The following is a 12,600-nucleotide window of genomic DNA, read 5'->3' as shown; positions in this document are numbered from 1 at the left end:
CTCTGCTTCTAGCGGCAATGGTTACATGTTCTTGTCCTTTGATCGCGACAAGAACATGTATTCATAAATCAAAAAAACCGCGCTCTGCCCCGCCTTTTATGAGACTATTATATCGGTGATTGTATACAAGCCATGTAATGCTTGCTGTTAATAATGCTGAAGAAATCAAGGCTGTAAGAACACTATATGGTTGCCAAATAAGTATCGTTGGCCAATCTAATGCACAGCACATTATACACAGGGCAATCGTAGCAATCAGCAAAATAGCTGTTACGATTATTCGCTTTTTAGTCATTGGCTGCCGCCCATTCATTTTTCTTCTGCGTAATCCTAAGAGAAAGAACAGAACGGCCAATAGGCAAAAAATAATTGTGGTAGACGATAAAATGATGTCCAAAAGCTGTGTGCCGCTTATTTCATATGACTGCGTTAGATTGCCGTCTAATATCTCTTTAACTTTTAGTACCATGCTTCTATTGATATTTGCGCCGTTGGTCAGCAAGCAGACGGCTGTTCGTTCATTTGGCAGTATGATCACTTCGGTTCCAAAATTGGGATTTCCCCCTGGGTGCTCTATAATCGTTTGGTTGGCGTTTACCGTCCAGCCCGCCGCATAATACATTTCGTTGACAGCCGGAACAGACATATCACCCTGATGTGATTTTTCGATAACCGTATGGAATATTTCGGGTATGTCCTTCACAATACCCATCTGTATGCCCATCCAACGCGCCATATCTTTTGTACAAGAAATGATGTAGCCTGCGGGTTTATTCCCGGAAAAATCCGGCGCGTTATATGGAGTTGTCATAAAAAAGGAAGAACGGTAGCCCTGTGCCAACTGTCCGGTGGCTTGAGCATCTTCTTTATAAACATACGTCTGGTGAAGACCTAACGGCTGAAATACCTGTTCCCTCATAAAGTCTTCATAGCTTTGTCCCGACACAATCTCAATAACCAAACCCAATACGTCATAATTAACGGTCCCATAGTTGTACTGTTCACTGGGAGGGAACGCCAACTCAACATCTACCAGCATTTCCACAGTCTTTTGCAGCAAATCTGGTGTATTGCCTTGTGGAATATTTTGAGAATGCTTACCATTTGTTAGGCCGCTAGTATGGTGAAGAAAGTTATTGAGTGTAAGGCTTTGCATATCAACAGGTTTTCCTTGATACTTTAACGTAAACCAAGGTAAATATTTTTGGACAGTGTCAGTCATTGACAGCAGCCCTTGTTCCTCCAACAGCAGAATACCCATGCCGGTAAAGGCTTTACTGACCGAGGCCAGTTCATATAGTGTGTTCTCACTTGCAGACAACCCACTTTCACGGTCTGCATACCCGGAAGAAAAGTAGAAAATTTCATCATCAGCTAGTAGCGAGATTGACATTCCCGGCACACCTGATATACGACTGGCATCATCCAACAACGTCTGTATTGCCACAGATTGCGTATCTGACAACGACGCATAACTTTGTGTTGCCAATCCTGAGAATACTATAAGTATCGTTATTACACAAACAATAGTCTTTTTCATAAGCTCTCCATTTCGGAAAAATTATGCGAGGATAATATAAACAACCTGTAGTACGCCTTATCCGCCTAATGCGTCGCTCCAATATACTTAATGCTAGACGTTCAATGATTAGATTACTATTGTAAACTTCACAGACCCATGTATATTATTTCTTGTTTCGCAAAAAAGACCCCTCTGATTGCTTAGCGGAAAGGTCAATGGTTTAAATCTTATGTCTACAATTTTTCTGCTTCATCATTACTATTTTATTAGGTATCAGCGTTGGTCTAACGGCAAAAAGAAAGGAGACTAACCAATATGGCTAGTCTCCTTTCTTTTATAAAAATTTCACCCTATTTTGATAAAGCTCAGTGTAGGCAAGCTTCATTAATCTTTCCATGTTACCTGCCATCCATATGACTGAAGTTTAAAGTATTTATTAAACTCCGCAACTACGGACTTCGCGTTCTCTTTCGATGTTGCATGAAATATAGTTATATCGACTATATTACAGTCTGAAATTTCCTCCAAACCTTTAAGTCTTGATGCATCTACTCCAATCTGCTTTAGACTCATACAATTTTTGAGTATTGTTAAATCTCCAACCGGATAAGTGAACTGCTTTAATTTCTTCAATTCTCCTATAACCTCTATATGTGATTCATCTATTGCACAGCTATCTGTCTCAAAAACCGTTAGATTCTTTAAAGCTTTTAAGAATGATAAATGTGGTATTGTCACTTGTTTGAGCTCTAGTTTTATTAACTTACTAAGGTTTGAAATATAAAGCAGGTCGCCAACCTCCATTTCTTCTAAGCTTAGTTCCTTCAAATTTTTTATAGTTCCAATTAATCCCCTATCAATTGAGTTCATTCTACATAATCTCAAACTCTTTAATTTCTTTATATCTTTCAGTGTATGTATATCTTTTAATGGAAGTCCTATTAATGTTAGCTTCCTTAACCCATCTAAAGAAACCAAGTACTTCAAATCAGACTCTTTAAAAGCTTCTGATCCTATCACAAGTTCTGCTAAAGAAGTCAACCGTTGAAGTACATCAAAATTAGTAATTTCATCCGCATGTATAATAAGTTCTTTAAGATTAACCATATGGGTTAAAATATCCAAAGATATTGCTCCGTATTTTTGAGCTTGATCAGCTCTAATAAATACCATTCTCTTTTTTTTCAATGTTTTTGAAGATACAAAACCACTTTCAACATCGTCTTTAAAATACTCTTCCCAAAATCCGCTTACAGGGATAAGGCTGTTCTCTTCGATATTCAAATTAGTCAGAGCCAAAATATCATCTAACAAACTTCCACTTTCACGGGATAATATGATTACATCTTCTTCTTCACGAATACCAATACTACTATTTCTGAGACTCGAATCGATAAATTCAAAGAAATGTCCCAAACTTTCTGCAATAACATAGGAAAAATGAGAATTATGATCTATCGTAATAATTTGCCCATAAACGCCCTTTTCTCCGGGGTCTAAATCTATTGCCAAAAATGAGCCACCACCATCTTCAGCAAAAGGAATCCAGCCTTCTCTGTAGTTCCCGTCTTTTATTACATCTGATTTGCTGGATATAATATCGTACGCTGATTCCAAAAGGGACTTCCAGTTGCTTACTATCGATTCAATGTTCATCCAACCAAGACCAGCCATTATGCCAAAAATCTGCTCTCCTTCTCCATTAAAATTCATGTATAGCTTTCTGAAATCTTCTGGAAATTTGCAGTTCATCATGCTCTCGAAAAGATTTATTTCTGATTCCTCAACTGCTGGATTCAGTAATTCCTCTACATTTGGTATATGCGATTTTAATGTCTCTATAAGTAAACACTCTTCTTTTTTATTAGCTAATGACATATATTGGCCCCCATTCTACAGAGTCATAATAGTTTCAGTAAACATTCTTGGTTGATCATCAATCATTTTGTTATGATTCATCTTCAACAGTTCTATCAATAATTAATTCTATCTTAAATATGGAGCATCTATCTCCCGATTTAGCAATATCGTATCATGAATTTGTAAATATTGTTGTATTAAGTCATATGAAAAAAACTAAGAGTCATCTTAGGGGTTAATTTTATCTCTATATAAACTTCATTCACAACTAATTTTCACCCTATTTAATGGTACGGTTCAGCGTAACATCTATAGAACGCAGACACCTACACAAACACCTGCACCATTGTCTCCACAAGCCGCGTTGGATACGATTAATGCTTACTACGTTCAGCAAGCTGGCGATGCGCCTGACCACTCAATATTTGACACTACTGGAGTAACAGATGTTACTCCGTCGAACTTAACCTATGTTGATTATGCATTGAGCGTGGACGAGACATCTCCATGGACAGTACTTGAAATTCAAGAGATTGTTAATGAAGTTCATTCAGGACTCGTATTGACAGCGATCGGCACGGGGCTTTCCCATGCCGTTTTGAATTCCATTTTTATTCCCGTTCTTACCTTTGAGCTTAACTTAATGACCTTGCCTTTTTGGGTGTCCTTATTGTTTTTCTAAGTTTTGCTTGCTAAGCGACTCTATTCAGCATCATTCTGCTCTTCCAGCCATCTCAAAATCGCTTGGTTTGTTTCTTCCGGCTTTTCTTGCTGGATCCAATGACCGCAATCCAGATTGACCACTTCTGCATTAGGCACGAACTTTGTCAGGTTTTCAGACCTCTGGACCGTATCCCGGTCACCATAGATCATGAGGGTCGGCTGTACCATGAAAATGAAGGGGGTTGCGATTTTGGATGAGCTGTTTCATCCCTTCTTCATTTAGCGATTTGATTTATGCCTCGCATTTAAAACGTTCTGACTTTTGATGAGAATGAAACCCTAATTGATTGAGAAATACAGTAGCTCCTCTCTCCTATAGATCAGGGAAACAATAGACCCAGATTTATGCAGTACCAAAAATCCTTTTAACCATTATTTTGTTATTTATATTTCCTTATTCTGTAATATATTTTTTGCAATGTTGAAATTTTAGCCCTTCTTCAGATGAAGCGATCAATATTCCAAGCCTTCTTAATCGTGTTTCCTCTTTCTTGGCGCTCATTACCCACCAGATTGAATCTCTTTTATAGGATGGTGATAAATTAGTGAAGAATAGCCAGGCTGTTTGATTTGCCTTGATTTGTTCTTCATATTCTTTAGCAAGTTCCACGTTTCTTTGTTCAGAGGAATAGCCTTGTGCATCGGTTCTGTTGTTAAAGACGTGCATTCCTTCAGGTCTCATCTTTCCAAACTGTATTAGTGCTTTTACCTTCTTTACGTTCACAGCACTCCATACACTATTTACTTTGCGCGGAGTAAAGCGAATCTTATAGCTTTGTTTATCAATGGTTTTTCGTATACCGTCAATCCACCCAAAACAAAGAGCGGCATCTACTGATGCAGACCAAGTAAGGCTTGCACGACCTGTACTTATCCCAAAATAGCCCACCCAAATTTCACTAGCTTCAGCATGATGTTCTTCTAACCAATCGTTAAACTCTTCTTGGTTGTTGAAAAAAACTACATCTCCCATTGTTCCAGCCATTTTAAAATCGCTTGGTTTGTTTCTTCCGGCTTTTCTTCCTGGATCCAATGACCGCAATCCAGATTGACCACTTCCACATTGGGCACGAACTTTGTCAGGTTTTCAGACTTCGCAACCACATCCCGGTCGCCGTAGATCATGAGGGTCGGCTGCTGGATGATTGGGTTCACTTTCGCCAATAAGCGCCAGTTGCGGTCAAGGTTCCTGTACCAATTTATGCTGCCCGTGAACCCTGATGTTTCAAATGCGGAGACGTAAACGGCCAGCTCGCTTTCGCTCAATACGGGCTCACCGAGCGGTGTTTCTGCTCTGGCGAGATTGATCAACGCCATACCTGGCTCAGGTGCTCTGAGAGGCTCGTTCTTCCGGTACAGGTTGCGAAGGAACCTGTATGTATTGTCTTCGAATACGGCGTCCGCGACGCCTGGCTGTCGATTGAAGTGGACGAAATAGAAATCGCCGCCAAGTATTTCTTCCATGAACTCGATCCAGGGTTTTTCTCCGCGCTCTTGGTAAGGCAAGCTCAGATTTATCACTTTATTGACGCGGTTTGGATGCAACAAGGTCAGTCCCCAAACGACGAATGCACCCCAGTCATGACCGACAAAGGTAGCGTCCTCGTATCCATAGTGATCGAGAAGCGCGATGAGATCACCCGACAAGTGTTCAATGTCATAGTCTGTTACTTCGGTCGGACGGGATGAGTTGCCGTAACCCCGCTGGTTGGGGACGATGGCATGGTAGCCCGCTGCGGCAAGTGCGTCCATCTGATGGCGCCAAGAAAAGGCATGCTCTGGCCAGCCGTGGCAGAGTACAATAGGTTTTCCTGCGTTTTCTCGGCCTGCTTCAAACACTTCGAGTTCCACACCGTTGGCTGAAATAAGGGTGGGCTTGGGAAAATCGGTTGGATTAAACATTGAATTAAAACCTCCTTCTTGTGATACTTGTAGTATAATGAATAAAAGGTGACATCTAGGTGTCACCTTTCTGAAATCATGTAAAAAAAGAGGGCAATTATGGACAAAGTGGAGAGACTCATTTCGATTATCATGATATTGCTGAAAAAAGAGGTTGTTTCTACAACGGAATTCTCACAACTATTCAATGTCTCCAAAAGAACGATCCTTCGCGATATGGAAACATTGAGCTTATCGAACATCCCGATCTACTCTGTCAATGGGGTCAAAGGGGGCTACGGCATAATGGATGAATACAAGGTTGATAAACGCCTTTTAAGCAGCTCCGATTTACAGAATATATTAACTGCGCTCGGCGGATTGGAACAAATCCTCCGTACTGAAGAAGTTGAAAGAACGATAAAAAAAATAGAGGCAATGGTTAGTCCATTGTCTCTAAATCGTTCCATTCAACTGTCGTTTTATGATTGGGAAGGTCGGTCCGAGATTCTTGAAACCTTAAAGACATATCAAGAATCCATTTCAAAAAAGAGGCTGGTTTCGTTTGATTATACAGATAAGGACGGGGCTGTAACGAATAGAATGGTCGAGCCCTATGAGCTGCATTTTAGCGAATCGAGTTGGTACTTGAAAGGATTCTGTTTACATCGACAGGGATATCGAACTTTCAAGTTATCTCGGATCGATCATATTACTATGGATGAACGCGCGTTTCATCCTAGAGACGATTGGTCAGAGCAAGTACACGAAGCAAATTATCTACCTGAATTCGTCACGATTAAGGCCTGGATATCGCCTAGCATAAAAGATCAAATCATCGAAAGGTATGGTCGAAGAAGTATTGAAGACCATAATTCTGGATTTTTATTAGCAACCATTTATGTCCCACAAAATCGTATGGGATTTCAACTTTTAGCAAGCTTCGGCACTCATCTAAAAGTTGTAGAGCCCAAAACCTATGTTGAAGACTTTCGAAATTATTTATATCAAATGATGGAGAACTATTCCTGATATATTTAGCATTAAAGCTTCAACCTTCAACTCAACTTTTCACCCTATTTATGGTACGGTTCAGCCCGATTTGTCTTCACCGTGGGATACATCTGTTCCAAGATTTCAGCCACGTTTAGATTCTATTGTGATTGTGCGCCTGAGTCTGAACCAGCTGATCTTCTCAACTGCTGTGTTGCGGTCCCCATCTGCAGTTTCCGGGCAATCTGCTTGTTGCGCATTCCTCTGATACCTTCAATAGTCCTCCTTGCTTCATTTAGAGTTATATATACTGGTTCTCTCAAATTAATCACGTAATCTAGTGCTCCGAATAATAAAAAAAGCCCGCAAGCTAGTTACCTGCGGCTGTGAATTTAGGATATGTTGTTATTTATTATTATCTCTCCCCTCTGCAACAAGCCTTAGCCCACTTTCATGGAGTTAGTTGCTTGTGGAAGCTACACCAAAGGCTATACGCGTTGAATCGTGGCTATCATGACACCGGCAAATCCAATGCCTAACTGCACCAGTATTTCCGTGCGCCTAGGAGGACACGCTATGCGATTTTCAAGTGGCAATCGCCTCCTTCTGTTCCTTAGCTTTTGGGAATCCTTGATCCACACCTTGTTCTCTACGATTATCACGCAAGAGCTCGTACGTCACATACACCGGTCGCCCTGTTCGTGGTTCCAGCATAATCTCGGCATCAATGGCAAATACCTCACGCAGCGTCCGTACCGTCATTACACGCTCTGGCGAACCATGCTCCACCACCTGACCCTCACGAATCGCCACCATATAGTCGGAGAAGCGTGCTGCCAGATTCAGGTCATGCAGCACCATCACAATCGTCACCTGTTGACTGCGATTTAGTTCATAGAGCAGTTCCAGCACTTCAAGCTGATGCGCCAGGTCCAGATAGGTGGTGGGTTCATCCAGCAGGATCAGATCGGTTTGCTGGGCGAGCGCCATCGCAATCCATACGCGCTGACGCTGACCGCCAGATAGCGTATCGACCTCACGATGCTCAAACGCTGTAAGCTGTGTAACCGATAGGGCCCAGGCTACTACTTGCTTATCCTCTTTGGAGAGCTTGCCGAAGCCCCGTTGATGTGGAAAACGCCCATAGGCGATTAATTGACCGACCGTCAAACCGCTCGGTGCGGTCGGCGTCTGCGGCAGAATCGCCATCTGCTTGGCCACTTCCTTGGTGGACAGCGTACGGATATCGGCGCCATTCAGATAAACCGTACCATTATTCGTCTTGAGCAACCGACCGACTGCCTTTAGTACGGTTGATTTGCCGCATCCATTGGGACCAATAATCGAGGTAATCTGTCCACGCGGAATCTGCAAGTTCAGTTCTTTTACGATAAGCGTGTCATTATAGGCAATATCGATTTGTTGCGCTGTAATACTTTCCATGACGTCCTCCTAATTGGCCTTCGATAGTAAATAAAGAAAGTACGGAACACTGATGACCGTAATGACGATTCCCGTCGGCACATCTCCCCCCAAGCTAACCGTGCGCGTAATCGTGTCAGCCAGCACCACGACTAATCCTCCGGTCAGGCTGGCAGCCGGAACGAGCAATTTGTGATCGGGCCCGACCAGTTTTCTTGCCACATGCGGAGCGATCAAGCCAACGAAAAAGAAGCTTCCGCCCACGGCCACACTGCCAGAGGATAAAGCAACCGCAGCGATCGACAACCCCAAAAACTGCCGCTTCACGGCAAGACCCAGCCCTTCTGCCGTCTGATTGCCCAGATGGAGGGTGTTAAGTATGCGAGACTTGTAGAAAATATAGCCGAGTAAAATCAAGACCCATGGTGCCAGTACGGAAATATAACGCCAATCAGCGCCCCATAAGCTTCCCGCCAGCCAATGCAGCATGAAATCCATCTGCGAATCATTCAGCTTGAGAGTCAGGAAGGTGGTCAGCGCTTCATACCCGCTTCCGAGTGCGACCCCGGTTAAGATCAAACCGATTGGCGAAATATCTCGCCCACGGCGATACGATAATAAGAAGATCAATCCCGCCGCCAATAATCCGCCAACAAAGGCCAGTAGTGGTAGGGCAATAAAGGAGCCCTTTCCTGTCGATGCGATGAATACGACGAAGAACAGGACAAACAAACCCGATCCCGAACTAATCCCCAGCGTCCCTGGACTAGCCATGTCATTACGCAGCAAACTCTGCATCACGACCCCAGCCGCTCCCATTCCCAGACCTACCAAGATCGACAGTGTGATTCGTGGCAGGCGAAAATCGAACACGATCAGATTTTGCTTATCTGTACCGTTTCCGAGGAGAACATTCAGCACTTCTAGCGGTGAAAGATTCATTTTGCCAGAATTCATGCTAATGACAGCAAAAATAAGGATGAGCACCATAAGCACTATATTGACGATAATGCCCCTTTGCACCGTATAACGCTGCTTGATCATTCAGATTCCCTCCTTTGCTTGCGAGCCAGGAAGAGAAAGTACGGCACACCAATGATAGAAAATATAATACCAATCGGTGTTTCGAACGGCTTATTGATCAAGCGGCCAGCCAGATCGGCCGACACGGTCAGCAACGCACCATATAGTGCAACTGCCGGAATAATGTAACGATAGTCGACACCGACCATGTATCGCACAATATGTGGGGTAATCAGACCAACAAACCCGATAGGACCAACTAAGACAACAGCTAATCCAGTCAGCACGAGCACGATAATCGTCGATAAACCTTTGACCAGTCCGCTACGAATACCGAGTCCACTTGCCACATCATCCCCCAAACTGAGCAGTGTAACAGAAGGAGATAGCGCCAGCGCCAGCAGTACACCACCAACAAATAGCGGTGAGATGATCAGCAATTCCCCCCACTTGACCCCCGCTGTACTGCCTGCCGTCCAGAATGCTAATGCTCGACCCAGATTATAATTGATCGCTAAATACTGACTGAGTGCGCCAAATAGCATAGAGATGGACAGTCCTGCCAGTACCAGCCGCTGAGGCGTCATCCCGCGCTTGCCCAGTGACGCGATGAAGTAAGTGATCCCGGTCGCGAGTGCTGCTCCCAGACAAGCAAACAGCATCATATGCCCATACGAATAACCCGGCAGAAAGGCCAGGCAAAGAGCAATCGCGAATGCTGCACCAGAGCTGATGCCCATCAGCCCGGAGTCAGCCAGCGGATTTCGCGTCGTTCCCTGCATAATAGCCCCACATACCGCAAGGCTGCATCCGACGATCAGATCGGCTACGGTACGCGGAAGACGTAGGGTTTGTATAATTTGATGCTCAGTGAGCGTTGGATCAAATCGGAAAATAGCCTCCCATGCAGTCGCTAACCTCATGTCGGCGGCGCCGAAGCTAATCGACGCCGCCGACATGAGAACCGTTAATCCAAGCCCTACCACCATGTACATGGTGAAATTCACCGCCCCACGGCGTTTTTGTTCAGGCTTGTTTTTCATTACGCTTTCCTTTCCTTACCTACTGATAGTCATATTTACAAATTGGAGTACTTCTTTTTACCTCGTCAAAATCCTTATCTAGCCATAGCCAGCAATTGATTTACAATATGATCAATCAATGCACTGGAAGTCATTATATCCGTGGACCAAGATAGCGATGTACCCACCGATATGATCCGATTATGTTGCACAGCAGGTAGCGATTTCCAGACCGCATTATCAGTAGGGACTTCCGTATCTCCTATAGCGATTAGATAATCCCCTATGTAAGCAGCCAAGACCTCCATAGAGATATCTCCCCAATATTTATCTGTGTCAATAATATCAGTTTGAACTTTTGAAGGTGCCTTCATTTTAAGTCCATTATAAACAAGCTCGCCAACCGCATGCTTGGCTCCAGCGATGTAGTTACTTTTATCACTGAATTCCCCCATAGTAATCGTCACGTCTGAAAGACCTGCATTCTGAAGGGCTAGCTTCGCTTCTTCTATTTTTCCGGCATAAGCACTCAGAACAGCCTTAGCCTCTTCCTGCTTGTTCAAAACATCACCAATAAAATGTATCCGCTCTTCTGTAGTCATATCACCATAAGGGACATAAATTGTCGGGGCAATTTTGGATAAATCTTCATAATTTTCATCGCCCCATGCTAAAATGATCAGATCAGGCTCAAGAGTCATGACATCTTCAGGCTCCATAGCTATTTTAATAGAGTCTGTAATCTGGTTAGCAAAAACAGCCTCTTTCCCGTCCCTTGCCGCTCTCGCCACCCCTAAAGGAGTTACACCTAGGGCCACCACATCACCAACCAAATAATCGACTACAACACGCTGAGGGTTGTTCGGTACCTTAACGTCACCCTTTACTGTGGATATCGTTCTCGTCTGCGAGACTGCTTCTGAAGCTTCCGGTTGTGTCGTCTGTTGTGTCTGCGCAGGGTTTGAATTCACCGTTCCCCCGTTATTCGATGGCGTTCCCGACGCACATGCCGACAATAACAGCATCAAGCTCATCGTCGCCGCCAAGATCATTTCTTTACTTCTTACTTTTCCAAACATGGTTGATTCCCCTTCTCTATAAGACTGGACTAGACCCGCTAGTTCCCTCTCATAGTAAAGAAAATGAGAATCATTATCAATACCATCAACCTGCATAGATAGTGCGTTTATTTTCCGATAATCACTTGGTGTCATCTTGTAATACTTCTTAAACATCCGAAACAGATTTTTCTCATCTGCAAAACCAGATCCTGTTGCGATCTCTTTAATGGTTGCTTCTGTATGTTTCAAGTCATGGCAGGCAGCTTCAATCCTTCTCTGAATGAGGTACTCCTGTAAGCTCATGCCTTCCTTTTTTTTGAACAGCCGCGTCAATTGCCCGCCACTGATCCCAAACATATCAGCAATTTCTTGGAACATAATCGGCTGCATGTAATGTTTATCGAGATATATCTTGGCAGAACAGGCTGGATCTGGCTGGAGATACCGAATCTCCCCACTCTCAAAATCTCTGTACACCCCATGTATCAATTGATATAGAAAACTTTTGGCCTGCAACTGATCCATCGCTTTGCCGCGGTTCCAGCCATTCATCATCTGTTGAAACCAATCGAGTAGCAAGATAGGATTACTTGGTGTATAACCATACTGTTGAACAAATGGATTTACTTCCTCGAGTAATTGCTGCAGGTGCCTCTTGAAAAAAAGAGGTAATTCTGCTTTATAAAATACCATAAAGGTCTTCACATTCTCCCCTTTAGGCGAAATACTGAGCAGGCTCCCCTTCCCTCCGTGAACTAAACCAAAGCGTTCCATTCCAAATGTGGTTTCATTCAGTTGAATTTGTGCTTCTCCTCCACATGCATAGATAAACATGCTACTAGGCATTTTATACTGCTCCAACGGGTATTGGGACGCTACATTCTGAAAACGTACATCTATTAATGTAATGATCGAACGTGTCCAAATGTGGGCCATCGTATCGATCATCTCTGGTGTAAATACCTGGCTTGCTGCTGCTTCGTCTTGCATCTATCTGCGCTCCCTCATCTCACCTTTTGCAATTTATATATCACCTATCAATTGATATTGATTATCAATATCATAATTCATGAGGTAAGTATATCATCATTAA

Annotated in this window: 11 protein-coding genes; 2 read left to right on the top strand and 9 right to left on the bottom strand. The window is 43.3% G+C overall.

The genetic code is table 11. The features are described from left to right. Positions 1-61 precede the first annotated feature (61 nt). Both NST94_RS15535 and NST94_RS15530 read right to left on the bottom strand, forming a co-directional pair. Positions 62-1,540: a serine hydrolase domain-containing protein gene (locus NST94_RS15535; RefSeq protein ID WP_076302982.1), complete on the bottom strand. Its 1,479-nt coding sequence runs from the start codon at positions 1,538-1,540 to the stop codon at positions 62-64. A 366-nt stretch (positions 1,541-1,906) separates the two neighbouring features. Then, positions 1,907-3,400 (bottom strand): SMI1/KNR4 family protein, encoded by a 1,494-nt coding sequence (locus NST94_RS15530; RefSeq protein WP_076281776.1) that lies wholly within the window; start codon positions 3,398-3,400, stop codon positions 1,907-1,909. Positions 3,401-3,728: 328 nt separating this feature from the next. Between NST94_RS15530 and NST94_RS15525 the strand changes: the two genes are divergently transcribed. Then, positions 3,729-4,064 (top strand): hypothetical protein, encoded by a 336-nt coding sequence (locus NST94_RS15525; protein WP_339281061.1) that lies wholly within the window; start codon positions 3,729-3,731, stop codon positions 4,062-4,064. 20 nt (positions 4,065-4,084) lie between these two features. On the opposite strand, the gene NST94_RS15520 is transcribed toward NST94_RS15525, so the two are convergent. From NST94_RS15520 to NST94_RS15510, 3 genes are all read right to left on the bottom strand, one after another. Further along, on the bottom strand, positions 4,085-4,273 hold the full coding sequence (locus NST94_RS15520; protein WP_053781983.1) for an alpha/beta hydrolase: 189 nt from the start codon (positions 4,271-4,273) through the stop codon (positions 4,085-4,087). A 226-nt stretch (positions 4,274-4,499) separates the two neighbouring features. Then, positions 4,500-5,090, bottom strand: coding sequence for a YdeI/OmpD-associated family protein (locus tag NST94_RS15515; protein WP_232061375.1), 591 nt, complete (start codon positions 5,088-5,090; stop codon positions 4,500-4,502). Next, positions 5,066-6,007, bottom strand: coding sequence for an alpha/beta hydrolase (locus NST94_RS15510; protein ID WP_076281777.1), 942 nt, complete (start codon positions 6,005-6,007; stop codon positions 5,066-5,068). Before NST94_RS15510 ends, NST94_RS15515 begins: the two co-directional genes overlap by 25 nt. Before the next feature lie 99 nt (positions 6,008-6,106). Between NST94_RS15510 and NST94_RS15505 the strand changes: the two genes are divergently transcribed. After that, positions 6,107-7,018: a YafY family protein gene (locus NST94_RS15505; protein WP_076126589.1), complete on the top strand. Its 912-nt coding sequence runs from the start codon at positions 6,107-6,109 to the stop codon at positions 7,016-7,018. A gap of 546 nt (positions 7,019-7,564) precedes the next feature. Here NST94_RS15505 and NST94_RS15500 read toward each other — a convergent pair. The 4 genes from NST94_RS15500 to NST94_RS15485 all read right to left on the bottom strand — a co-directional run bounded on the left by NST94_RS15500 (position 7,565) and on the right by NST94_RS15485 (position 12,497). Next, entirely contained in the window at positions 7,565-8,422 is an 858-nt protein-coding gene (locus tag NST94_RS15500) for an ABC transporter ATP-binding protein (protein ID WP_076190254.1), read from the bottom strand. A gap of 9 nt (positions 8,423-8,431) precedes the next feature. Continuing rightward, entirely contained in the window at positions 8,432-9,445 is a 1,014-nt protein-coding gene (locus NST94_RS15495; RefSeq protein ID WP_076279725.1) for an iron ABC transporter permease, read from the bottom strand. Further along, positions 9,442-10,419, bottom strand: coding sequence for an iron ABC transporter permease (locus NST94_RS15490; RefSeq protein WP_254848968.1), 978 nt, complete (start codon positions 10,417-10,419; stop codon positions 9,442-9,444). The genes NST94_RS15495 and NST94_RS15490 overlap by 4 nt, the downstream gene beginning before the upstream one ends. 122 nt (positions 10,420-10,541) lie before the next feature. Next, positions 10,542-12,497 (bottom strand): AraC family transcriptional regulator, encoded by a 1,956-nt coding sequence (locus NST94_RS15485; RefSeq protein WP_076126581.1) that lies wholly within the window; start codon positions 12,495-12,497, stop codon positions 10,542-10,544. Between the last annotated feature and the right edge of the window lie 103 nt (positions 12,498-12,600).

It is taken from the genome of Paenibacillus sp. FSL H8-0282, from assembly GCF_037963825.1.
Taxonomy (GTDB): Bacteria; Bacillota; Bacilli; order Paenibacillales; family Paenibacillaceae; genus Paenibacillus_AQ; species Paenibacillus_AQ odorifer.
Note: the sequence above shows the minus strand (reverse complement) of the source record. Positions and strands in the feature narration are given on the sequence as shown.

What these genes read in the sequence shown, in the direction of transcription:
- NST94_RS15535 (WP_076302982.1), bottom strand. Translation starts at nt 1,540, where the DNA reads ATGAAAAAGACTATTGTTTGTGTAATAACGATACTTATAGTATTCTCA.
- NST94_RS15530 (WP_076281776.1), bottom strand. Translation starts at nt 3,400, where the DNA reads ATGTCATTAGCTAATAAAAAAGAAGAGTGTTTACTTATAGAGACATTA.
- NST94_RS15520 (WP_053781983.1), bottom strand. Translation starts at nt 4,273, where the DNA reads ATGGTACAGCCGACCCTCATGATCTATGGTGACCGGGATACGGTCCAG.
- NST94_RS15515 (WP_232061375.1), bottom strand. Translation starts at nt 5,090, where the DNA reads ATGGCTGGAACAATGGGAGATGTAGTTTTTTTCAACAACCAAGAAGAG.
- NST94_RS15510 (WP_076281777.1), bottom strand. Translation starts at nt 6,007, where the DNA reads ATGTTTAATCCAACCGATTTTCCCAAGCCCACCCTTATTTCAGCCAAC.
- NST94_RS15505 (WP_076126589.1), top strand. Translation starts at nt 6,107, where the DNA reads ATGGACAAAGTGGAGAGACTCATTTCGATTATCATGATATTGCTGAAA.
- NST94_RS15500 (WP_076190254.1), bottom strand. Translation starts at nt 8,422, where the DNA reads ATGGAAAGTATTACAGCGCAACAAATCGATATTGCCTATAATGACACG.
- NST94_RS15495 (WP_076279725.1), bottom strand. Translation starts at nt 9,445, where the DNA reads ATGATCAAGCAGCGTTATACGGTGCAAAGGGGCATTATCGTCAATATA.
- NST94_RS15490 (WP_254848968.1), bottom strand. Translation starts at nt 10,419, where the DNA reads ATGTACATGGTGGTAGGGCTTGGATTAACGGTTCTCATGTCGGCGGCG.
- NST94_RS15485 (WP_076126581.1), bottom strand. Translation starts at nt 12,497, where the DNA reads ATGCAAGACGAAGCAGCAGCAAGCCAGGTATTTACACCAGAGATGATC.